This window comes from Modestobacter sp. VKM Ac-2982 (assembly GCF_026967935.1).
Taxonomy (GTDB): domain Bacteria; phylum Actinomycetota; class Actinomycetes; order Mycobacteriales; family Geodermatophilaceae; genus Modestobacter.
The window spans coordinates 1,189,271-1,211,551 of sequence record NZ_JAPVBL010000001.1; the positions used below are offsets into that span (position 1 = coordinate 1,189,271).

The following is a 22,281-nucleotide window of genomic DNA, read 5'->3' on the forward strand; positions in this document are numbered from 1 at the left end:
CGATCGAACGGTGACACCCGAGCAGCTCAGCGACGTCGTCCGTTCCGCAGTCGCGGCGGCCGTGGAGCGCGGCGTGCTCTCGGTCGCCGTCCCCGACGAGGTCGTGATCGAGCGGCCGAAGAACCCCGAGCACGGCGACTACGCCACCAACGTGGCGCTCCGGCTGGCCAAGGCCGCCGGCCGGCCGCCGCGCGAGGTCGCCGAGGTGCTCGCCGGCGAGCTGCGCGGCGTCGAGGGCGTCTCCGCGGTCGACGTCGCCGGGCCCGGCTTCCTCAACGTCACCCTGGCCAAGGACGCGCTCGGTCAGATCGCCGTCCGGGTGGTCGCCGCCGGGGAGGCCTACGGGTGCACCGAGGTGCTGGCCGGCCAGCGGCTGAACCTGGAGTTCGTGTCGGCGAACCCGACCGGCCCGGTGCACATCGGCGGCACCCGCTGGGCCGCCGTCGGCGACGCCCTCGGCCGGTTGCTGACCGCCAGCGGCGCGCAGGTGACCCGGGAGTACTACTTCAACGACGCCGGCGCGCAGATCGACCGCTTCGCGCTGAGCCTGCTGGCCGCGGCACACGGGCGGCCGGTGCCGGAGGACGGGTACGCAGGCGACTACATCGCTGAGATCGCCGCCCAGGTGGTGGCCGCCGAGCCTGGCGTGCTGGAGCTGCCCGAGGCCGAGCAGCAGGAACGGTTCCGGGTGCTCGGCGTCGACCTGATGTTCGCCGAGATCAAGCGCACGCTGGCCGACTTCGGCGTCGTCTTCGACGTCTACTTCAGCGAGCGCACGCTGCACGAGACCGGGGCGCTGGAGAAGGCGGTGGCCCGGCTGCGCGAGCAGGGACACGTCTACGAGGCCGACGGCGCGGTCTGGCTCCGGACGACGACCTTCGGGGACGACAAGGACCGGGTGCTGGTCAAGGGCGACGGCGAGACGACCTACTTCGCCGCCGACTGCGCCTACTACCTGGACAAGCGCGAGCGCGGCTTCGACAAGGTGGTGATCATGCTCGGCGCCGACCACCACGGCTACATCGGCCGGTACAAGGCGCTGGTCGCCGCACTCGGCGACGACCCGGACACCAACCTGGAGATCCTGATCGGCCAGTTGGTCAACCTGGTCCGCGACGGCGAGCCGCTGCGGATGAGCAAGCGGGCCGGCACGGTGGTGCTGCTGGAGGACCTGGTGGCCGCCGTCGGCGCCGATGCGGCCCGGTATGCCCTGGCCCGGGCCTCGGTGGACCAGCAGATCGACCTGGACCTGGACCTGTGGAGCCGGCAGACCAACGACAACCCGGTCTTCTACGTCCAGTACGCCCACGCCCGGATCTCCTCGCTGCTGCGCGGCGCGGCCGACCTCGGCCTGCCGCTGGGCGAGGCCGGCGACGTGGACACCGCGGCGCTCGCCCACCAGCGGGAGGGTGACCTGCTGCGGGCGCTGGGGGAGTTCCCCCGGGTGATCGCCTCGGCCGCGGAGCTGCGGGCCCCGCACCGGGTGGCCCGGTACCTGGAGGAGCTGGCCGGCACCTACCACCGGTTCTACGACTCCTGCCGGGTGCTGCCTCGCGGTGACGAGGAGGCCACGCCGGTGACGACCGCCCGGCTGTGGCTGTGCGCGGCGACCGCGACGGTGCTGCGCAACGGTCTGGCCGTCCTCGGCGTCTCCGCCCCGGAGCGGATGTGAGGGCGCACCCGGCCGGTCCGCTGCACGGGAACATCGCGCCGCCTCCCGCGGCCGGCCCGGCGCCGACCGACCTGGGCGTGTTGGACCCGCAGGTCTGGCCGCGGTCGGCCCGGCGGGTCGACGGCGAGCTGGAGCTGGGTGGGCGCCGGGTGACCGACCTCGCCCGGCAGCACGGGACGCCGCTGTTCGTGCTCGACGAGGGCGACTTCCGCGGCCGGGCCGCCGACTTCGCCGACGCCTTCGTCGACGCCGACGTGCACTACGCCTCCAAGGCGTTCCTCTGCGGGCAGGTGGCCCGCTGGATCGCCGACGACGGGCTGCACCTGGACGCCTGTAGCGGCAACGAGCTCGCGGTGGCGCTGGCCGCCGGCTTCCCGGCCGAGCGGATCGCGCTGCACGGCAACAACAAGTCGCTGGTCGAGCTGCAGCTCGCGGTCGACGCCGGGATCGGCCACGTGGTGCTGGACTCCTTCGACGAGATCGACCGGCTGGTGCCGCTCGGGGAGGCCCGGGTGGCCGCCGGCGGCGCGCCGGTGTCGGTGCTGATCCGGTCGACGGTGGGCATCGAGGCGCACACCCACGAGTTCATCGCCACCGCCCACGAGGACCAGAAGTTCGGCTTCTCGCTGGCCACCGGTGACGCGCTCACCGCGGCCGTCCGGGTGATCCGGGAGCCGGGGTTGCACCTGGCCGGCCTGCACAGCCACATCGGCTCGCAGATCTTCGACACGGCCGGCTTCGAGGCCGCCGCGCACCGGGTGGTCGGCCTGCTCGGCCAGGTGCACCAGGCCACCGGCGAGGTGCTCGGCGAGCTCAACCTGGGCGGCGGCTTCGGCATCGCCTACCTCGCCGAGGACGACCCGGTCAGCCCCGAGGACGTCGCGGTGAAGCTGCGGTCGGTCATCGCCGCCGAGTGCGCTGCCCTCGGGCTGCCGGTGCCCCGGCTGGCCGTCGAGCCGGGCCGCGCGATCGCCGGTCCGGGCACCGTCACGCTGTACGAGATCGGCACGATCAAGCCGGTGCGGCTCGGGGCCAGCGGCGCACCGGGCACCCCGCTGGTGCGCAACTACGTGTCGGTCGACGGCGGGATGAGCGACAACATCCGCACGGCCCTCTACGACGCCAGCTACACCTGCGTGCTGGCCAACCGCAGCTCCGACGCCCCGCCGGCGCTGTGCCGGGTGGTCGGCAAGCACTGCGAGAGCGGCGACGTGCTGGTCCGCGACCTGTGGCTGCCGTCGGACGTGCAGCCCGGTGACCTGCTGGCGGTCGCCGCCACCGGCGCCTACTGCTGGTCGATGGCGAGCAACTACAACTACCTGCTGAAGCCGCCGGTGGTCGCCGTGCGGGACGGGGTGGCGACTGAGATCGTGCGGCGTCAGACACTGTCCGACGTGTTCGCCCTCGATGCCGTCCTCGCCGACGTGCCCGCCCCCAGCCCGGCGATCGACCAGCCGGCGCCCGAGCACGCCGCAGGAGCCCAGTCGTGAGCGATTCCTTGAAGGTGGCCCTGCTGGGCTGCGGCACCGTGGGTGGCGCCGTCCTGCGGCTGCTGTCCGAGCAGGCCGACGACCTGACCGCCCGGATCGGGCGCCGGGTCGAGGTCGCCGGGGTCGCGGTCCGCCGCCCCGACCGGCACCCCGAGGTGCCCGCCGAGCTGCTGACCACCGACGCCGAGGGGCTGGTCACCCGCCCCGACGTCGACCTGGTGGTCGAGGTGATCGGCGGCATCGAGCCCGCGCGCACCCTGCTGCTGGCCGCCATCGGCGCCGGGAAGTCGGTGGTCAGCGCCAACAAGGCGCTGCTGGCCGAGGACGGCGTCGCGCTGCACGCCGCGGCCGCCGAGGCCGGGGTCGACCTCTACTACGAGGCCGCGGTCGCCGGGGCGATCCCGCTGCTGCGCCCGCTGCGCGAGTCGCTGGCCGGTGACCAGCTCCGGCGGGTGGTCGGCATCGTCAACGGGACGACGAACTACATCCTGTCCCGGATGGTCGAGACCGGTGCCGGCTTCGGTGAGGCGCTGGCCGAGGCGACCGAGGCCGGGTTCGCCGAGGCCGACCCGACCGCCGACGTGGACGGCTTCGACGCCGCCGCCAAGGCCGCGATCCTGGCCTCGCTGGCCTTCCACTCCCCGGTCACCGCCGCCGACGTGTACCGCGAGGGCATCTCCGCGGTCTCCGCGGCCGACGTCGCCCGGGCCACCGAGATCGGCTGCACGGTCAAGCTGCTGGCGATCTGCGAGCGGGTCGCGGGCAGCGACGGCGCCGACGACTCCGTCGCCGTCCGGGTGCACCCGGCGATGATCCCGACCACCCACCCGCTGGCGGCGGTGGGCGGCGCGTTCAACGCCGTGTTCGTCGAGGCGGAGGCGGCCGGTGAGCTGATGTTCTACGGCCAGGGCGCCGGGGGGCAGCCCACGGCCAGTGCGGTGCTGGGTGACCTGGTCGCGGTGGCCCGCAACCGGGTCGCCGGCGTCGCCGGGCCGGGGACGACGGGCTACGCCGGCCTCACCGTGCGGCCGATGGCGGACACCCCGACCCGCTACCACGTCAGCCTCGACGTCGCGGACAAGCCCGGCGTGCTGGCGACCGTCGCGCACGAGTTCGCGGCGCAGGGCGTGAGCATCGCCACCGTCCGCCAGGACGGGCACGGCGACGCCGCCACGCTCGTGATCGTGACCCACCGGGCCCCGGACGCGGCGCTGGCCACGACCGTCGCCCGGCTGCGGGAGATGTCGGCCGTCCGGGGCGTGACCAGCGTGCTGCGGGTGGAGGGGCTGTGACCGGGGTGTGCTGCGGAGGCGAACGGGTGATGTGGTCATGAGCGCAGGGCTCCCGACGGGGCTGCGCGCCCCGGTCTCGCCGTACTGGCCGGGCCTGATCGAGGCCTACCGGCACCGGCTGCCGGTGAGCGCCGCGACCCCCGTGGTGACGCTGCAGGAGGGCGCCACCCCGCTGCTGCCGGCGCCGGAGCTGTCCCGCCGCACCGGGTGCGAGGTCTGGCTGAAGGTCGAGGGGGCCAACCCCACCGGGTCGTTCAAGGACCGCGGCATGACCATGGCCATCTCCAAGGCGGTGGAGGAGGGCGCGCAGGCGGTGATCTGTGCCTCCACCGGCAACACCAGCGCCAGCGCGGCGGCCTATGCCGCCCGGGCCGGTCTGGTCTGCGCGGTGCTGGTGCCACAGGGCAAGATCGCCACCGGCAAGCTGGCCCAGGCGCTGGTGCACGGGGCGAAGCTGCTGCAGGTCGAGGGCAACTTCGACGACTGCCTGACCCTGGCCAGCAAGCTGGCGATCGACTACCCGGTGAGCCTGGTCAACAGCGTCAACCAGTACCGCATCGAGGGCCAGAAGACGGCGTCCTTCGAGATCGTCGACGTGCTCGGCGACGCCCCCGACGTGCACTGCCTCCCGGTCGGCAACGCCGGCAACATCACCGCCTACTGGCAGGGCTACCGCGAGTACGCCGCCGACGGCCCGGCCACCCACACGCCCCGGATGTGGGGCTTCCAGGCCGCCGGGGCCGCGCCGATCGTCACCGGCAGGGTCGTCGAGCAGCCGAGCACCATCGCCACCGCCATCCGGATCGGCAACCCGGCGTCCTGGACCAAGGCACTGGACGCCCGGGACACCTCCGGCGGCCGGATCGACGCGGTCACCGACCGGGCGATCCTGGCCGCCTACCGGCTGCTGGCCCGCAGTGAGGCCGTCTTCGTCGAGCCGGCGTCGGCCGCATCGGTGGCCGGGCTGCTGCAGGTCGCCGAGGCCGGCGGGCTGGAACCGGGCCAGCGGGTCGTCTGCACGGTCACCGGCAACGGCCTGAAGGACCCGGAGTGGGCGATCTCCGGTGCCCCCGTCCCGGTCACCGTCCCGGTCGACGCCGCCGCCGCGGCGGCGCAGCTGGGGCTCTGAGTGGCGCAGCTCCCAGCGGTCCGCGTCCGGGTCCCGGCGACGAGCGCGAACCTCGGGCCGGCCTTCGACTGCGCCGGCCTGGCGCTGTCCTGCTGGGACTCCGTCGACGTCGCCGTCACCGACGGCGGGCTGACCGTCGAGGTGGCGGGCGCCGGGGCCGGTGACCTGCCCACCGACGAGTCGCACCTGGTGGTGCGGGCGTTCCGCGCCGCCTCGGCCGAGCTGGGCTGGACGCCGCCCGGGCTGCGGCTGTCCGCGCACAACGCCATCCCGCAGGGGCGGGGGATGGGCTCCTCCGCCGCCGCGGTGACCGCCGGGGTGCTGGCGGCGTGGGCGCTGTGCCCCGACGTCGCCGAGGTCGACGAGGACGCCGTGCTGCGGCTGTGCTCGGAGCTCGAGGGTCATCCGGACAACGTGGCCCCGTGCCTGCTCGGTGGGGCGACGCTGTCCTGGACGACGGCCTCGGGGGCGCGCGCCGCGCGACTGGCCGTCGACCCGCGGATCGTCCCGGTGCTGTTCGTGCCGGCCACCACGCTGTCCACGCACCTGGCCCGGGGGCTGCTGCCGGAGTCCGTGCCGCACGGTGACGCCGTCCACGCCGCCGGCCGCTCCGCGCTCCTGGTGCACGCGCTCACCCGGGACCCGGCGCTGCTCCTGGAGGGGACCGAGGACCGGCTCCACCAGGCGCAGCGGGCACCCGCCATGCCGGAGAGCGCCGCCCTCCTCACCCGGCTGCGCACCGACGGGCACGCGGCCGTCGTCTCCGGCGCCGGCCCGTGCGTGCTGGCGCTGGCGGTGCTGGGTCCGGGCGAGGACGTCGCTGCGCCGGCTGCCGCGGCCCAAGTCAGGGCGCTGGAGGAGCGGACGCCGGCCGGCTGGGAGTGCCGTCCGATGGCCGTCGACCCCACCGGCGCGGTCGTCACCCCGCGGCCCGGTGATCACGATGCGGTATCGTCCTGAGCGCCCGGAACACACCCGTGACGGACTGTGTTGTGAGCACTGTCGGCCTGTGTCTAGGCTGACGACGTAGCCGCCTCCGGGCGAGCCTCACGCGGGGCGTTGCAGACGGTCGATCCGTCGCCGTTGAACCCCTCGCATCCACAGACCCGCGCACTCCCGATCGATCCGACGAGTCCTCCACCGGGCTCTCGCGTTCCGGGGCCGGGTCACCTCCTGCGCTGGTAGGCGCAGGTCACCGCAGGGAAGGACCTGTACGTGAGCGAGAGCACCGACCTCATCGACGGCGCGCACGACGCCGCCCCGTCCGACGAGGCAGCTGCCGAGAGCGCGACGGCACCCCGTTCGCGCCGCCGTGGCAGCGGACTGTCCGGCATGCTGCTGCCCGAGCTGCAGCGCCTGGCCGGCGAACTGGGCATCCCCGGGACCGGCAAGATGCGCAAGAGCGACCTCGTCGCCGCGATCTCCGAGCGCCAGGTCGGCGGCGCTCCCGCCGCTGAGGCGCCCGCCGCTGCGCCGGCCACCGCCCCGGACGTGTCGGCTCCCCGGGCCGACGAGGCCGTCACCGGTGGTGCCGCTGCGTCGGCCGCCCCCCTGGAGGCCCCCGTCAGCGGCGGCGCCAACAGCGGCCCGGTGACCGGCACCGACGCCGCCTCCACCGACGCCGCCTCCACCGACGCCGCCTCCACCGACGCCGCCTCCACCGACGCCGCCCCCACGGGCCGTCGCCGTCGCGCGGCCAGCCGTCCGGCGGGTGCGCCCACCGTCGACTCCACGGCCAGCACCCCCGACGCGCCGGCGAGCCCGGTCGCAGCGGACGAGGTCGCCCAGCCGACCGCGGCCGAGGGGACTGCCGAGGACACCGACCAGGCTCCGCCGGCCGACACCCGCACCGGCGGCGACCGGCCGCAGCGCAGCCGCAACCGGGACCGGGCCGAACGTGCCCCCCGGGAGGGTGGCGAGCGCGAGGAGCGCACCGCCCGCGAGGACCGCAACCGGGACGCCGGCAACCGCGACGAGCGGGTCACCCGCGACTCCGGCACCCGCGAGGACCGGGCCCGCGAGGACCGGCCCCGCGAGGACCGGCCCCGCGAGGACCGGCCCCGCGACGCGGGCAACCGCGACGCCGACAACCGGGACGAGCGGGGCAACCGCGACTCCGGCAACCGTGAGGACCGCAGCCGGGGCTCCAGCCGGGACGAGCGGGGCAACCGGGACGGCGCCGACCGTGACGGCGAGCAGCGCGGCGGGCGGGACCGCACCGACGGCGAGTCCGGTCGCCCGGGTCGCAACAACCGGGACGGCAACCGCACCGACGGGCCCGGGAACCGCGGCGACGCGGGAGCCAACCGCAACGACACGCGTGGCGACACCCGTGGCGAGGCCCGGACCGACGAGGACGACGACGACTTCGAGGGCGGCCGCGGTCGCCGCGGTCGCCGGTACCGCGACCGGAACCGGCGCGGTGGCAGCGCCGGTGGCCGTGAGCGCTTCGACCAGGGCGAGCCCACCGTCAGCGAGGACGACGTCCTGCTGCCGGTGGCGGGCATCCTGGACGTGCTGGACAGCTACGCGTTCGTCCGCACGTCGGGGTACCTGACCGGCCCCAACGACGTCTACGTCTCGCTGTCCCAGGTGCGGCGCTACGGCCTGCGCCGCGGCGACGCCATCACCGGGGCGGTGCGCCAGCCCCGTGAGGGCGAGAAGAAGGACAAGTACAACGCGCTGGTCCGGCTGGACTCGGTCAACGGGCTGGACCCGGAGCAGGCACGCAACCGCCCCGAGTTCACCAAGCTGACCCCGCTCTACCCACAGGACCGCCTGCGGCTGGAGACCGAGTCGCACCTGATGACCACCCGGCTCATCGACCTGGTCATGCCGATCGGCAAGGGCCAGCGGGCGCTGATCGTCAGCCCGCCGAAGGCCGGCAAGACGATGGTCCTGCAGTCGATCGCCAACGCGATCACGACCAACAACCCCGAGGTCCACCTCATGGTGGTGCTGGTCGACGAGCGGCCCGAAGAGGTCACCGACATGCAGCGCTCGGTGAAGGGCGAGGTCATCGCCTCGACCTTCGACCGGCCGCCGGCCGACCACACCACGGTCGCGGAGCTGTCGATCGAGCGGGCCAAGCGCCTGGTCGAGATGGGCCACGACGTCGTCGTCCTGCTCGACTCGATCACCCGGCTGGGTCGCGCCTACAACCTGGCGGCCCCCGCCAGCGGGCGCATCCTCTCCGGTGGTGTCGACTCCACGGCGCTCTACCCGCCGAAGCGCTTCCTCGGTGCGGCCCGCAACATCGAGAACGGCGGCTCGCTGACGATCATCGCCTCGGCGCTGGTCGAGACCGGTTCGACGATGGACACGGTCATCTTCGAGGAGTTCAAGGGCACCGGGAACGCCGAGATCAAGCTGGACCGGCGGCTGGCCGACAAGCGGGTCTTCCCGGCGGTCGACGTGAACGCCTCGGGCACCCGCAAGGAGGAGATCCTCCTCTCGCCCGACGAGCTGGCGATCATCATCAAGCTGCGCCGGGTGCTGTCGGCCCTGGAGCCCCAGCAGGCCCTGGAGCTGCTGCTCGACCGGATGCGCAAGACGCGCAACAACATCGAGTTCCTGATGCAGGTGCAGAAGACGACGCTGGGCGTGAACGAGAAGGACTGACGAAGGCCCCCTGCTCCCCGCCGGGTGCCAGCTCGCGACGGGGCTCGGCAGGGGGGCCGTACACTGGGCGATCGAGCCTCCGCCGTCACGGGTCGCCCAGTTCCCCGACGGTGCATGACCAGCAGACTGACCAGCAGACCACGAGACCAGAGAGAGGGTGTACCGGCATGAAGGCCGACATCCACCCGCAGTACAACGTCACCGAGGTGACCTGTGGTTGCGGTAACACGTTCACCACCCGCAGCACCTCGCCGTCCGGTCAGCTGACCGTCGAGGTCTGCTCGGCGTGCCACCCCTTCTACACCGGCAAGCAGAAGATCCTGGACACCGGTGGCCGCGTCGCCCGCTTCGAGAAGCGGTTCGGCAAGCGCGCCGCCGGCACCCCGGCCGACAAGTAGCACCCCCGACGGCGCCTGCGCCGCCCTGCACCAGGGCGGCGCAGGCGCCGTCGTCGTGTCCGCACCCCGGCCGGGGCCCGCGAGATCGAGCAGCAGCGGGATCGAGCAGCAGGAGGAGTGCCCGTGAGCAGCAGCACCGGAGCCGGCAGCGACCGGCTCGCCGGCCTGCTCGCCGAGCACCGTGAGCTCGAGGCCGAGCTCGCCGACCCGGCGGTGCACGCCGACGCCGCGCGGGCCCGCCGGCTGGGGCGGCGCTACGCCCAGCTCGCGCCGGTCGTGGAGACCGCACGGGCCCTGGACGCGGCGGCCGACGACCTCGCCGCCGCCCGCGAGCTCGCCGGCGAGGACGCCTCCTTCGCCGCCGAGGCCGAGGAGCTGGCCGGCAGCGTCGGTGAGCTGACCGGCCGGCTCACCGAGCTGCTGCTGCCCAAGGACCCCGACGACGAGAAGGACGTCATCCTCGAGATCAAGGCGGGGGAGGGCGGGGCGGAGTCGGCGTTGTTCGCCGGCGACCTGCTGCGGATGTACCTGCGCTACGCCGAGCGGCGCGGCTGGGCGACCGAGGTCCTCGACGCCGTCCCGGCCGAGCTGGGCGGGTACAAGGACGTCGCCGTGGCGATCAAGTCGCGCACCGACGAGGGGATCTTCTCCCGGCTGAAGTTCGAGGCCGGGGTGCACCGCGTGCAGCGGGTCCCGGTGACCGAGTCCCAGGGCCGGATCCACACCTCGGCGGCCGGGGTGCTCGTGCTCCCCGAGGCCGAGGAGGTCGACGTCAGCGTCGACCCGAACGACCTGCGCATCGACGTCTTCCGCTCCTCCGGGCCAGGCGGGCAGAGCGTCAACACGACCGACTCGGCGGTGCGGATCACCCACCTGCCCTCGGGGATCGTGGTGAGCTCGCAGAACGAGAAGAGCCAGCTGCAGAACCGGGAGTCCGCGCTGCGGGTGCTGCGTTCCCGCCTGCTCGCCGCCGCGCGGGACGAGGCCGCCGCCACCGCGTCGGACCAGCGGCGCAGCCAGGTGCGCACGGTCGACCGCAGCGAGCGGGTGCGCACCTACAACTTCGCGGAGAACCGCATCGCCGACCACCGGGTCGGCTTCAAGGCGCACAACCTCGACCAGGTGCTGGACGGCGACCTGGACCCGGTGCTCGACGCGCTGACCGCGGCCGCGACCGCCGAGCTGCTGGCGGCCGGCTCCTGACCGCCGCCCGCACCCTGCTCACCGACGCCGCGCGGCGGCTCGCCGATGCCGGGGTGGAGTCGCCGCGGGTGGACGCCGAGCTGTTGCTCGCCGCCGTCCTGGGCACCTCCCGCGCCGCCCTGCTCACCGCCGGTGACGTGCCCGCGGCCGCCGCCGAGCGGTTCACCGGGTGGATCGAGCTGCGCGCCGACCGGGTGCCGCTGCAGCACCTCACCGGCACCGCTCCGTTCCGGCACCTCGAGCTCGCCGTCGGGCCCGGGGTGTTCGTGCCCCGCCCGGAGACCGAGCTCATCGCCGGCTGGGTGCTCGAGCGCGTCGCCGGGCAGGACGCGCCGCTCGTGGTCGACCTCGGCAGCGGGTCCGGGGCGATCGCGCTGTCGGTGGCCCACGAGCACCCCGGCGCGCGGGTGGTCGCCGTGGAGCGGGACGCCGGGGCCATCGAGTGGACCCGGCACAACGCCCGCACCCGGGCCGCGGCCGGCGACGCCCCGGTCGACGTGCGCGCCGGGGACATGACCGACCCGTTGCTGCTGGCCGAGCTCGACGGCACCGTCGACGTCGTCGTCTCCAACCCGCCCTACGTGCCGGACGGCGCCGGGCTGCCCCGGGAGGTCGCCGAGCACGACCCGCCGCTGGCGCTGTGGGGCGGGCCGGACGGGCTGGACGTCGTCCGTGGCCTGCTGGGCACCGCCGCCCGGCTGCTGCGGCCCGGCGGGTGGCTGGGCATCGAGCACGCCGATCAGCAGGGGGCCTCGCTGCCGGCGCTGGTGCGGGCTCACGGCGGCTGGGCCGGGGTGGCCGACCACGCCGACCTCGCCGGCCGGCCGCGCTACACCACGGCTCAGCTGGCCGGGCACCACTCCGCCACGTAGGCAGGGTCGCCCGGTACCGAGACCGCCAGGTCGCGGCGCTGCACGCTCAGGCCCGCGACACCGCAGGCCGCGGCCAACCCCTCGTCGGTGTACTCGACGTCGAGCACCACGTCGTAGGCGTCGGTGAAGGCCGAGCACTCGTCGTAGGCGCCGCAGTCCTCGACCACGGCGAAGTCGAACCCCAGGCCCGTGCCGGCCAGCTCGGGGGCGTTCTTCTGCGCGACGGCAAGACCGGCGGCGTGCGCCCGGTCGACCAGCAGCCGCGCCATCGCCGCCGCGTCGGCCCGGTCCAGCAGACCCCCGGACCGGGTCCAGCTGTCCAGGTTGTCCAGCTCGACGGCGGCGAACCCGTCGGCGGCGCAGCCGGTGAGCCAGCCGCCCACCCGCTCGGCGAGACGCTCGCGCCGATCGGCGGTGGAGACGTCCAGCAGGTGCTCCCCGGGCCAGTCCGGGTCCTCGACGAGGGCGCCGCCGTCGCGCAGCAGCAGGTCGGCGGGGAGCTCCCTGGTGCCCGGCTGGCTCTGGAACGCGTTGACGTAGCAGACCGGGTACCCGTCGTCCGCCGGCTCGGCGGTGCGGTCACGGACCACCACCTGCACGCCGTCCGCCGGCGGGTGGGCCCCGCCCAGCTGGTAGTCGAAGCGGGCTCCGGTGGCCGGTGTGCTGACCTGCGCCGCGGGCGCCCCGGCCTCCCCGCAGCCGGCCAGCAGCAGCACGAGGGACGTCGCCACCGCCCACCTGTGCACGAGGCCGCAGCTTAGGTGGAGCAGACTGCGCACTCGTGCCCGACGTCTATGACTGCAGTGACCCCGACCAGCGCGAGGCCGGGCTGACCGAGGCCGCCATGGCGCTGTCCCGCGGGGAGCTGGTCCTGCTCCCGACCGACACCGTCTACGGCGTGGCCGCCGACGCCTTCACCCCGGCCGCGGTGGCCCGGCTGCTGGCGGCCAAGAACCGGGGCCGGAACATGCCGGTCCCCGTGCTGGTGGGGGAGGCGTCGACGCTGGCCGGGCTGGTCGTCGTCGTGCCCCCGGTCGCCCACCAGCTGGCCGAGGCCTTCTGGCCCGGCGGGCTGACCCTGGTGGTCGAGCATGCGCCGTCGCTGGCATGGGACCTCGGGGACGCCGAGGGGACGGTCGCCGTCCGGCTGCCGGACGACGACGTCACCCGGGACCTGCTGCGCCGCACCGGCCCGCTGGCGGTCTCCAGCGCCAACCGGTCCGGCCGGCCGGCCGGTACGACCGCGGCGGAGGCGGCCTACCAGCTGGGCGAGCACGCGGCGGTGGTCCTGGACGGCGGGCCACGCACCGGGTCGGCGCCCAGCACCATCGTCGACTGCACGGCCCCGACCCCCCGGGTGCTGCGTCTGGGTGCGATCAGCCTGGAGCAGCTCCGCGAGGTCGTCCCGGAGATCACTGACTGAACTGCGACCCTGACGGGCCGCCCCGCGGCCAAGGACCGTCCCCCGGCTGCGCGGAGCCGCTTCGTGCGATGCCGGCGGGACCCTCCGGGCCCGCGCCGGCCTCCCACAGTCGTCCTCCGGACGACGCCGTGGGCTGGTCTCGAGGTCGTCGTCAGGTGGTGGTCGCGTCTCGGGTGGTGTCGTCTCGGGTGGTCGCGTGATGGCTGTCCGGTCTCGCGGTCCGTGCGGTGGTGGGCCTGTCCCGAGATCGTGACCCGGTCCTGGCCGGAGGCCGCCCGCCGGCGGGGGACGAAACGGCTCGCCGCGCCCCGGGGGACGGCACCTGGCCGCGGTGCGATCCGGAGGATCGCGAGGTCATAGCGATACCGTGGTGCGACAGCCGCGCGCCTCTCACGACGAGTGCACGCGGGCACCGGCACCGAGCAGCAGGAGTGCACCCGCGATGAGCACCCCGGCCACCACCCCCTACTGGGGCCCCGACTTCGACGCCCTGGCCGACTTCGACCCGGAGATCTCCGGAGTCGTCCTCGACGAGCTCGACCGGCTGCGGGGTGGGCTGCAGCTGATCGCCAGCGAGAACTTCACCAGCCCCGCCGTCCTGGCCGCGCTGGGCAGCACGCTGTCGAACAAGTACGCCGAGGGTTACCCGGGGCGGCGTTACTACGGCGGCTGCGAGGTCGTCGACCGCGCCGAGGAGATCGGCATCGCGCGCGGCAAGGAGCTCTTCGGCGCCGAGCACGTCAACCTGCAGCCGCACTCCGGCGCCAGCGCGAACCTGGCGGCCTACGGCGCCTTCCTGCAGCCCGGTGACACCCTGCTGGGCATGGCGCTGCCGCACGGCGGGCACCTGACCCACGGCACCAAGGTCTCCTTCTCCGGCAAGTGGTTCAACGCCGTGCAGTACGGCGTCGACGAGAAGACCGAGCACATCGACTACGACCAGGTCCGCGACCTGGCCCGCGAGCACCGGCCCAAGCTCATCGTCGCCGGTGGCTCGGCGATCCCGCGGCTGATCGACTTCGCCGCCTTCCGGGAGATCGCCGATGAGGTCGGCGCGATCTTCATGGTCGACGCGGCCCACTTCATCGGCCTGGTGGCCGGCAAGGCGATCCCCTCGCCGGTGCCCTACGCCGACGTCGTCACGTTCACCACGCACAAGGTGCTGCGCGGCCCCCGCGGTGGGGCGATCGTCTGCAAGGCCGAGCACGCCAAGGCCATCGACAAGTCGGCCTTCCCGATGATGCAGGGCGGCCCGCTGATGCACGCCATCGCGGCGAAGGCGGTGAACCTCAAGGAGTGCCTGCAGCCTGAGTACCAGACCTACGCCCGTCAGGTGATCACCAACGCCCAGGCGCTGACCGAGGGCCTGGCCGCCGAGGGCCTGCGCCCCGTCGCCGGCGGCACCGACACCCACCTGGCCCTGCTGGACCTGCGCAAGGTGACCGACACCGCCGGCGAGCTGGTCACCGGGAAGGTGGCCGAGGCCCGCTGCGACGCGGCCGGCATCGTGCTCAACAAGAACGCCATCCCGTTCGACCCGCAGCCGGCCTCGGTCGCCTCCGGCGTCCGGGTCGGCAGCCCCTCGGTCACCACCCAGGGCATGGTGGAGAGCGACATGAAGTCGATCGCCTCGCTCATCGGCACCGCCATCCGGGACGCCGACGGCTCCCGGACGACCGAGGTCGCGGCCGGGGTGCGCGAGCTGGTCGGCGCCCACCCTGCCTACCCCGAGCCCACGCGCGTCGGCTGAGCCGTGCGCGAGTACGCCGTCGTCCTCCTCGCCGCCGCGCTGGTCACCTTCCTGGCCACGCCGGTGGTGCGGGTGGCGGCGGTCCGGTTCCGGGTGATGGCGGCGGTCCGTGACCGCGACGTGCACGTCATCCCGACCCCGCGGGGCGGGGGAGTGGCGATGTACCTCGGCGTGGCGGCCGGCGTCCTGGTCGCCTCGCAGCTGCCCTCGCTGCAGCGGAGCTTCGAGTTCAGCACCCAGACGATCGCCGTCCTGGTGGCCGGCGGGCTGATCTGCGCCCTCGGGGTCCTCGACGACCGGTTCGGTCTCGACGCGCTCACCAAGCTCACCGGCCAGATCGCCGCGGCCGGGGTGATGGTGCTGCTCGGCGTGCAGCTGGCGTACGTGTTCCTGCCGGTCGCCGACATCGGCACGCTGTCCCTGGGCCCGGACGTCGGGGTGCCGGCGACGATCCTGCTGACCGTCCTCACGGTCAACGCGCTCAACTTCATCGACGGGCTGGACGGCCTGGCCGCCGGGGTGTCGGCGATCGCGGCGCTGGCCTTCTTCGCCTACAGCTACAACCTGGGCCTGGTCGGCTTCGACGACGTGGCCAGCGCGCCCGCCCTGATCACCGCCGTGCTCGCCGGGGCCTGCCTGGGCTTCCTGCCGCACAACTTCAGCCCGGCCCGGATCTTCATGGGCGACTCCGGCTCGATGCTGGTCGGGCTCATGCTGTCGGCCGCGGCGGTCTCGGCGACCGGACAGACCGACTCGCAGACCCTCGGCTCGGCGGCCAGCCTGCTGCCGCTGACCCTGCCGCTCCTCGTGCCGATCGCGGTGCTCTTCATCCCGTTCATCGACCTGCTCATGGCCGTGGTGCGCCGCACCCGGCGCGGTCGGTCACCGTTCAGCCCGGACAAGATGCACCTGCACCACCGGCTGCTGTCGATCGGGCACTCGCACCGCCGGGCGGTGCTCATCATGTACTTCTGGGCGGCGCTGCTCAGCTTCGGCGCCGTCGCCCTGTCCATCACCGGTGGCACCGTCGAGGTCCTGGTCATCGTCGGCGCCCTGCTCGTGGTGGGCGTCGTCGTGGTGCTGAGCCCCCGTGCCCGCCGCGCGGCGATCGCCGCCCGCGAGGCCGAGCTCGCGGCGATGAAGGACCGCAGCCGCGCCGCCCACCCGGCCAGCCGGGCGGTCCGGAAGGGTGCCGGGGCGCCACGTCCGCCGTCTCCTGCCGCACCGTCCACCCCGGCCGGGGTGCGCCGGTGAGCGGCGTCCGGACGACCGGGGACGCACCCTGGGACCTGTCCTTCCTCCGGGTCGGCCTGCTCGTCACCGCTGCGGTGACCGGCGTGGCCGCTGTCGTCGTCGGGGTGGCGCTGAGCTGGGCAGATGCGCTCACCGTGCTCATCGGCGCGGCGGTCGTCACGGCGTTCTTCTGCGTCTCGGGGCTGGTCGTGGCCTGGGCCGGCAAGGTGGACGACACCTGGACGATGCCGGCGGCCCTGGGCACGTTCGGGCTCAAGGCGCTGGTGCTGTTCCCGCTGCTGACCGGCCTGCCCGCCGAGGGGTGGCCGGACCGTCAGGTGCTGGCCTGGACCGTCGTCGTCGGTGCGTTGCTGTGGAGCGGCGTGCAGCTGCGCTGGGTGTGGACGCGGCAGCTGTTCTACGTCCCGCCGCCCACCCCACCGGGGGGTCGGCGGCATTCCCCGGAAAACCCGGCCCCGCCCGGCTGATAGTGTCCGAACCGATGGCCGAGGACACCTCCGAACCTGGGGGCGCACGACCACGACCTGCGCGTGCAGCTCGTCAGCCCAGCGGGGCTGACATGGGCTGGGCGGTCACCGGGACGCTCCTGTCCGGGATGGCGGTGTGGGGCGGGGTCGGGTGGCTGATCGACCAGTGGCTGGACACGCGAGTGTTCTTCCCGGTCGGGATCATCCTCGGCGTGGCAGTGGCCATCTACGTGGTGGTCAAGACCTATGGCGAACCCGACCCGGTCCCCGGGCGGAGTGCCGGACACCCCCCGGGCGGACGACGGAGCCGGCCCAGGACGCAGAAGGGACAACGGTGACCTCCAGCGCCCACGCGCTCGGCGACGTGCTCGCTGTGGAGAGCGACCCCGGCGGCGGCTTCACGCCCCCGGGCATCGGTGAGTTCTACCCCGAGGTTCTGACCAGCTTCTCTGTGCTCGGTGTCGGCTTCGAGATCACCCGGATCACGATCATCGCCTGGGTGGCCACGCTGGCCATGATCGCCTTCCTGGTGGCCACGGTCCGCAAGCCGCAGATCGTCCCCGGCAAGATGCAGTTCATCGGCGAGACCGGCTACTCGTTCATCCGCGACGGGATCGCCCGCGACGTGGTCGGCCCCAAGGGCCTGCCGTTCGCCCCGTTCCTCGCCTCGCTGTTCTTCTTCATCCTGGCGAACAACCTGATGGCGATCATCCCGTTCGCCCAGATCTCGCCGATGTCGAAGTTCGCCTTCCCGCTGGTGCTGGCGCTGATCTGCTGGGTCGTCTACATCGTGGTCGGCATCAAGAACCAGGGGCTGTGGCCGTACTTCCGGGACATCATGTTCCTGCCCGGCGTGCCCAAGCCGATGTACCTGCTGATCACGCCGCTGGAGCTGCTGCAGAACTTCATCGTCCGGCCGTTCACGCTGGCGATCCGGCTCTTCGCGAACATGTTCGCCGGCCACATGCTGCTGGTGACGTTCGCGCTGGGCGCCACCTACCTGCTCTCCGTCGGCAACTTCTCGGCCGTCTTCGGGCCGATCTCCGCGCTGATGGCGATCGTGATGACGTTCTTCGAACTGCTGGTCATCTTCCTGCAGGCCTACGTCTTCACGATGCTGATGGGGACCTACCTCAACGGCTCCGTCGAAGCGGCGCACTGACCCGCACCACGGTGGCCCGCACGCCGGGCCGCCCCCATGGACTGCACCACCCGCACGACCCCGCCAGCCGCCCGGTGACCACCGGGCGACGACACAGGAGGAACACCCCGCAATGATCGAGGTACTCGCAGAGCTCGAGGGCAGCATCGGTTCGGTCGGCTACGGCATCGCCACGATCGGCCCCGGCATCGGTGTGGGCCTCGTCTGGGCCGCCTACATCCAGGCCACCGCTCGTCAGCCCGAGTCGGCTGGCCTGACCCGTACCTACGCCTTCCTGGGCTTCGCCCTGGCCGAGGCGCTGGCACTGATCGGCTTCGTCGCTCCCCTCGTCTACGGCACCTGATCCGAACTCGTCGGACGAGTTCGGTCACTGACACCCAGACGAGGACGTTGAGAGCATGAGCATCCTGGCTGCGGAGAGCGCGAACCCGCTCCTCCCGCCCGTCGGCGAGATCATCGTCGGACTGATCGCCTTCGCGGTCCTGCTCTTCGTGGTGGTCAAGTTCGTCGCCCCGCGGTTCGAGCAGGTCTTCCAGGCGCGCCGTTCGGCCATCGAGGGCGGCATCGAGCGGGCCGAGGCCATGCAGGCCGAGGCCGAGGCGGCGCTGCAGCAGTACCGGGCCCAGCTCGCCGAGGCCCGCAACGAAGCCGCCCAGATCCGGGACTCCGCCCGGGCAGAGGGGCAGCAGATCATCGAGCAGCTGCGCGCCCAGGCCCAGGAGGAGTCGGCCCGGATCGTGGCCCGCGGCGAGGAGCAGCTCGCTGCCTCCCGTCAGCAGGTCGTGGCCGAGCTGCGCGGCCAGATCGGCACCCTCGCCGTCGAACTGGCCGGCAGGGTGGTCGGCGAGTCGCTGGCCGATGACGCCCGCCGCAGCGGGACGGTCGACCGGTTCCTCGACGAGCTCGACGAGATGGCTGCGAGCAACCCCGCCGGGAACGGTGGGGCGCAGCCGGCCTCGGGCGCCGCGACCGGCAGCACGGTCTACGTCCCCGAGGGCAACCGCTGATGGACGCGTCCAGTCGGGCTGCGATGGAGGAGTCGCGGGCGAGCCTGCAGGAGAAGTCCCAGGGGGCTCGCAGCCGCAACCACGGTGACGTCCTGCTCACCCTGGCCGACGAGCTCTTCGCCGTGGCGCAGCTCCTGCAGAGCCAGCCGTCGCTCCGGCGGGCGCTGTCGGACGCCTCCGTGCGACCCGACGACCGCGCCGGTCTGGCTCGGCGGCTGCTCTCCGGTCAGCTCGGTGCCGACACCATGTCGGTGGTCGAGACGGTCGTGCGGCAGCGCTGGTCGCGACCGCGGGACCTGGTGGAGGCCACCGAGACCCTCGCCACCGAAGCCGCACTGGACGCGGCCGACGCGCGTGGCGAGCTGGAGGGCGTCGAGGACGAGCTGTTCCGGTTCGGCCGCATCGTGGCCGGGGACGACGACCTCGCCCGCATCCTGGGTGACCGGTCCGCACCGCGGGAGGGCAAGACCGCCCTCCTCGACCGGCTGCTGGCGGGCCGGGTCAGCCCGGTGACCGAGCGGCTGGTGCGGAACGCGCTGACCAGCCCGCACGTCCACAACCCGGAGAACGAGGTCGAGCGGCTCTCCACGATGGCCGCCCGGCGCCGGGGGCGCTCGGTCGCCCACGTGACCTCGGCCGTCCCGTTGACGGCCGCGCAGGAACAGCGGCTGACCGACGTGCTCGGCCGGCTCTACGGGCGGACGATGGGCCTGCAGGTCCAGGTCGACCCCGACGTGCTCGGTGGCCTGGTCGTCCGGGTGGACGACGAGATCATCAACGGCAGCATCGCTGCGCGACTCGAGGCCAGCGGCCGGCGACTCGCCGGCTGAACCAGCTCGACCGCGACCGCGGCACCGCACCACCACAGACACCAGCAGGAAGAGGACGCAGAGCCATGGCCGAGCTGACGATCTCCGCGGACGAGATCCGCAGTGCGATCCAGAACTACGTCTCCGACTACACCCCGGACGTCTCCCGGGAAGAGGTCGGGGTCGTCACCGAGTCCGGCGACGGCATCGCCCGGGTCGAGGGCCTGCCCTCGGTCATGACCAACGAGCTGCTCGAGTTCGAGGGCGGCGTGCGGGGACTGGCGCTGAACCTGGACGTGCGCGAGGTCGGCGTCGTCATCCTGGGTGACTTCTCCGGGATCGAGGAGGGCCAGACGGTCCGCCGGACCGGCGAGGTCCTCTCGGCGCCGGTCGGCGACGGCTTCCTCGGCCGGGTCGTCGACCCGCTGGGCAACGCCATCGACGGTGGCAGCCCGATCGAGAGCACCACCCGGCGCGCTCTCGAGCTGCAGGCGCCCAGCGTGGTCCAGCGGCAGTCGGTGCACGAGCCGATGCAGACCGGCATCAAGGCCATCGACGCCATGACGCCGATCGGCCGTGGCCAGCGTCAGCTGATCATCGGTGACCGGCAGACCGGCAAGTCGGCGATCGCGCTGGACACGATCATCAACCAGAAGCAGGCCTGGGCGACCGGTGACCCGGCGCAGCAGGTTCGCTGCATCTACGTGGCGGTCGGTCAGAAGGGCTCGACCATCGCGGCGACCAAGGCCGCGCTCGAGGACGCCGGCGCGATGGAGTACACGACCATCGTCGCCGCCCCTGCCTCGGAGGCCGCCGGCTTCAAGTACATCGCCCCCTACACCGGCTCGGCCATCGGCCAGCACTGGATGTACGAGGGCAAGCACGTCCTGATCGTCTTCGACGACCTGTCCAAGCAGGCCGAGGCCTACCGCGCCGTCTCGCTTCTGCTGCGCCGTCCGCCGGGTCGCGAGGCCTACCCCGGCGACGTCTTCTACTTGCACTCCCGGCTGCTGGAGCGTTGCGCCAAGCTCAACGACGAGCTGGGCGCGGGCTCGATGACCGGGCTGCCGCTGATCGAGACCAAGGGCAACGACGTCTCGGCGTACATCCCGACCAACGTCATCTCGATCACCGACGGTCAGATCTTCCTGGAGACCGGGCTCTTCAACTCCGGTGTGCGCCCGGCGATCAACGTCGGCGTCTCGGTGTCCCGGGTCGGTGGCTCGGCACAGATCAAGGCGATGAAGTCGGTCGCCGGCCGGTTGCGGCTGGACCTGGCCCAGTTCCGTGAGCTCGAGGCGTTCGCCTCGTTCTCCTCGGACCTGGACGCCTCCAGCCGGGCGACCCTGGAGCGCGGTCAGCGTCTGGTGGAGCTGCTCAAGCAGGGCCAGTACTCGCCGTACCCGGTGGAGCGCGAGGTCGTCTCGCTGTGGCTGGGCACCACCGGCAAGCTGGACCGGGTGCCGGTGCCCGACGTGCGTCGCTTCGAGGCCGAGTTCCTGGACTTCCTGGACCGGGGCGACAGCATCGCCTTCGACTCGATCCGGACGTCGAAGAAGCTCGAGGACGACACCGTCTCCAGCCTGGAGTCCTCGGTCGAGCAGTTCTACGGCCAGTTCACCACCTCCGAGGGTGAGTCCTTGCAGGGCAACGAGCCCGAGGTCGAAGCCATGGACGCTCGTGAGCGGGGCCAGGAGACCGTCCAGGTCAAGCGGGCCGGCTGACGATGGCTGGTTCCCTCCGCGCGCTGCGCCGCCGGATCCGCTCCACCCAGTCGACGAAGAAGATCTTCTCGGCTCAGGAGCTGATCGCGGCCGCGCGCATCGTGCGTGCCCAGGCCCGGGTCGAGGCCTCCAAGCCCTACGCCCGGGAGATCACCCGCGTGTTGTCGGCCCTGGCGGGCTCGGCGAGCCTGGACCACCCGCTGCTGACCGACCGGGAGAACCCCCGGCGGGTCGCCGTGCTGGTGGTCACCTCCGACCGCGGGTTCGCCGGCTCCTACAACGTCAACGTGCTGCGGCGGACAGAGGAGCTGCTCGCCCTGCTCCGCGACGAGGGCAAGGAGCCGCTGCTCTACGTCGTCGGCCGCAAGGGCGAGACGTACTACCGGTTCCGGGACCGGGACGTCGAGGAGACCTGGACCGGGTTCTCCGAGCAGCCGGGGTACGAGGACGCCCAGGAGATCGGTCGGACTCTCATCACCGCCTTCACGGCCGGTGAGGACGACGACGAGACCGGCGGGGGTGCCGACGACGTGCTCGGCGTGGACGAACTGCACATCGTCTACACCGAGTTCCGTTCCCTGCTCTCCCAGGTGCCGGTGGCCAACCGGATGGCGCCGCTGGTCGTGGAGGAGGTCGACGAACTGCGCGACGATCGCGACGTCCAGGCCGAGGAGTCCCGCAGCAGCGACATCACCCCGGCGTATGAGTTCGAGCCGTCGGCCGAGCAGCTGCTGGACGCGTTGTTGCCGAAGTACGTGACGACCCGGATCTACGCGGCGCTGCTCGAGGCAGCTGCCTCGGAGTCGGCGTCGCGCCGCCGGGCCATGAAGTCGGCGTCGGACAACGCCGAGGAGCTGGCCAAGAACCTCTCCCGGCAGGCCAACGCGGCCCGTCAGGCAGAGATCACCCAGGAGATCAGCGAGATCGTCGGCGGCGCCGACGCGCTCGTGTCGGCCAACGCCGACGACTGAGCCAACCGCCCCGTCCGCGGCGTCAGCCGCCGCGGAC

General features: G+C 73.2%; 20 protein-coding genes. 19 read left to right on the forward strand and 1 reads right to left on the reverse strand.

Features of this window, described 5'->3' with window-relative positions; translation table 11 throughout:
* Window positions 1–10 precede the first annotated feature (10 nt).
* The 9 genes from argS to prmC all read left to right on the forward strand — a co-directional run bounded on the left by argS (window position 11) and on the right by prmC (window position 11,677).
* Window positions 11–1,672 carry an arginine--tRNA ligase gene (gene argS / locus O2W20_RS05930; RefSeq protein WP_269170806.1) on the forward strand — a complete coding sequence of 554 codons (1,662 nt, stop codon included), beginning with the start codon at window positions 11–13 and terminating at the stop codon, window positions 1,670–1,672.
* Window positions 1,669–3,162, forward strand: coding sequence for a diaminopimelate decarboxylase (gene lysA, locus O2W20_RS05935; RefSeq protein WP_269170807.1), 1,494 nt, complete (start codon window positions 1,669–1,671; stop codon window positions 3,160–3,162). The genes argS and lysA overlap by 4 nt, the downstream gene beginning before the upstream one ends.
* A complete protein-coding gene (locus O2W20_RS05940; RefSeq protein ID WP_269170808.1) occupies window positions 3,159–4,454 on the forward strand; it encodes a homoserine dehydrogenase in 1,296 nt (431 codons plus the stop codon). Before lysA ends, O2W20_RS05940 begins: the two co-directional genes overlap by 4 nt.
* A 37-nt stretch (window positions 4,455–4,491) precedes the next feature.
* Window positions 4,492–5,583, forward strand: coding sequence for a threonine synthase (gene thrC / locus O2W20_RS05945; protein ID WP_269158790.1), 1,092 nt, complete (start codon window positions 4,492–4,494; stop codon window positions 5,581–5,583).
* Window positions 5,584–6,543 (forward strand): homoserine kinase, encoded by a 960-nt coding sequence (gene thrB / locus O2W20_RS05950; protein ID WP_269170809.1) that lies wholly within the window; start codon window positions 5,584–5,586, stop codon window positions 6,541–6,543.
* Between the two features lie 255 nt (window positions 6,544–6,798).
* Window positions 6,799–9,204 (forward strand): transcription termination factor Rho, encoded by a 2,406-nt coding sequence (gene rho / locus O2W20_RS05955; RefSeq protein WP_269170810.1) that lies wholly within the window; start codon window positions 6,799–6,801, stop codon window positions 9,202–9,204.
* Window positions 9,205–9,371: 167 nt separating this feature from the next.
* Window positions 9,372–9,602: a 50S ribosomal protein L31 gene (gene rpmE / locus O2W20_RS05960; protein ID WP_036340197.1), complete on the forward strand. Its 231-nt coding sequence runs from the start codon at window positions 9,372–9,374 to the stop codon at window positions 9,600–9,602.
* A gap of 123 nt (window positions 9,603–9,725) precedes the next feature.
* Window positions 9,726–10,805: a peptide chain release factor 1 gene (gene prfA, locus O2W20_RS05965; RefSeq protein ID WP_269170811.1), complete on the forward strand. Its 1,080-nt coding sequence runs from the start codon at window positions 9,726–9,728 to the stop codon at window positions 10,803–10,805.
* Between the two features lie 14 nt (window positions 10,806–10,819).
* Window positions 10,820–11,677 carry a peptide chain release factor N(5)-glutamine methyltransferase gene (gene prmC / locus O2W20_RS05970; protein WP_269171010.1) on the forward strand — a complete coding sequence of 286 codons (858 nt, stop codon included), beginning with the start codon at window positions 10,820–10,822 and terminating at the stop codon, window positions 11,675–11,677.
* On the opposite strand, the gene O2W20_RS05975 is transcribed toward prmC, so the two are convergent.
* On the reverse strand, window positions 11,647–12,408 hold the full coding sequence (locus O2W20_RS05975) for an endo alpha-1,4 polygalactosaminidase (RefSeq protein WP_269170812.1): 762 nt from the start codon (window positions 12,406–12,408) through the stop codon (window positions 11,647–11,649). The genes prmC and O2W20_RS05975 overlap by 31 nt on opposite strands.
* Before the next feature lie 50 nt (window positions 12,409–12,458).
* Here O2W20_RS05975 and O2W20_RS05980 point away from each other — a divergent pair, with 50 nt between their 5' ends.
* The 10 genes from O2W20_RS05980 (at window position 12,459) to O2W20_RS06025 (ending at window position 22,244) form a co-directional block, all read left to right on the forward strand.
* Window positions 12,459–13,100, forward strand: a complete 642-nt coding sequence (locus tag O2W20_RS05980) for an L-threonylcarbamoyladenylate synthase (RefSeq protein ID WP_269170813.1) — start codon at window positions 12,459–12,461, stop codon at window positions 13,098–13,100.
* Window positions 13,101–13,542: 442 nt separating this feature from the next.
* Complete coding sequence (gene glyA, locus O2W20_RS05985) at window positions 13,543–14,850, forward strand: serine hydroxymethyltransferase (protein WP_269170814.1); 1,308 nt, start codon at window positions 13,543–13,545, stop codon at window positions 14,848–14,850.
* 3 nt (window positions 14,851–14,853) lie between these two features.
* Window positions 14,854–16,104, forward strand: coding sequence for a glycosyltransferase family 4 protein (locus O2W20_RS05990; protein ID WP_269170815.1), 1,251 nt, complete (start codon window positions 14,854–14,856; stop codon window positions 16,102–16,104).
* Window positions 16,101–16,571: a hypothetical protein gene (locus tag O2W20_RS05995; RefSeq protein ID WP_269170816.1), complete on the forward strand. Its 471-nt coding sequence runs from the start codon at window positions 16,101–16,103 to the stop codon at window positions 16,569–16,571. The genes O2W20_RS05990 and O2W20_RS05995 overlap by 4 nt, the downstream gene beginning before the upstream one ends.
* 334 nt (window positions 16,572–16,905) lie before the next feature.
* Window positions 16,906–17,733: a F0F1 ATP synthase subunit A gene (atpB, locus tag O2W20_RS06000; protein ID WP_269170817.1), complete on the forward strand. Its 828-nt coding sequence runs from the start codon at window positions 16,906–16,908 to the stop codon at window positions 17,731–17,733.
* A 112-nt stretch (window positions 17,734–17,845) separates the two neighbouring features.
* Window positions 17,846–18,076: an ATP synthase F0 subunit C gene (atpE, locus tag O2W20_RS06005; protein WP_014377627.1), complete on the forward strand. Its 231-nt coding sequence runs from the start codon at window positions 17,846–17,848 to the stop codon at window positions 18,074–18,076.
* 55 nt (window positions 18,077–18,131) lie between these two features.
* The gene (locus O2W20_RS06010; RefSeq protein WP_269170818.1) at window positions 18,132–18,740 is read left to right on the forward strand and encodes a F0F1 ATP synthase subunit B; all 609 of its coding nucleotides are present in this window, start codon (window positions 18,132–18,134) and stop codon (window positions 18,738–18,740) included.
* Window positions 18,740–19,570, forward strand: a complete 831-nt coding sequence (locus O2W20_RS06015) for a F0F1 ATP synthase subunit delta (RefSeq protein ID WP_269158801.1) — start codon at window positions 18,740–18,742, stop codon at window positions 19,568–19,570. Before O2W20_RS06010 ends, O2W20_RS06015 begins: the two co-directional genes overlap by 1 nt.
* 65 nt (window positions 19,571–19,635) lie before the next feature.
* Window positions 19,636–21,273: a F0F1 ATP synthase subunit alpha gene (gene atpA / locus O2W20_RS06020; protein ID WP_269158802.1), complete on the forward strand. Its 1,638-nt coding sequence runs from the start codon at window positions 19,636–19,638 to the stop codon at window positions 21,271–21,273.
* A gap of 2 nt (window positions 21,274–21,275) precedes the next feature.
* Window positions 21,276–22,244: a F0F1 ATP synthase subunit gamma gene (locus O2W20_RS06025; protein ID WP_269158803.1), complete on the forward strand. Its 969-nt coding sequence runs from the start codon at window positions 21,276–21,278 to the stop codon at window positions 22,242–22,244.
* Window positions 22,245–22,281 lie beyond the last annotated feature (37 nt).

What these genes read in the sequence shown, in the direction of transcription:
- thrC (WP_269158790.1), top strand. Translation starts at nt 4,492, where the DNA reads ATGAGCGCAGGGCTCCCGACGGGGCTGCGCGCCCCGGTCTCGCCGTAC.
- rpmE (WP_036340197.1), top strand. Translation starts at nt 9,372, where the DNA reads ATGAAGGCCGACATCCACCCGCAGTACAACGTCACCGAGGTGACCTGT.
- glyA (WP_269170814.1), top strand. Translation starts at nt 13,543, where the DNA reads ATGAGCACCCCGGCCACCACCCCCTACTGGGGCCCCGACTTCGACGCC.
- atpE (WP_014377627.1), top strand. Translation starts at nt 17,846, where the DNA reads ATGATCGAGGTACTCGCAGAGCTCGAGGGCAGCATCGGTTCGGTCGGC.
- O2W20_RS06010 (WP_269170818.1), top strand. Translation starts at nt 18,132, where the DNA reads ATGAGCATCCTGGCTGCGGAGAGCGCGAACCCGCTCCTCCCGCCCGTC.
- O2W20_RS06015 (WP_269158801.1), top strand. Translation starts at nt 18,740, where the DNA reads ATGGACGCGTCCAGTCGGGCTGCGATGGAGGAGTCGCGGGCGAGCCTG.
- atpA (WP_269158802.1), top strand. Translation starts at nt 19,636, where the DNA reads ATGGCCGAGCTGACGATCTCCGCGGACGAGATCCGCAGTGCGATCCAG.
- O2W20_RS06025 (WP_269158803.1), top strand. Translation starts at nt 21,276, where the DNA reads ATGGCTGGTTCCCTCCGCGCGCTGCGCCGCCGGATCCGCTCCACCCAG.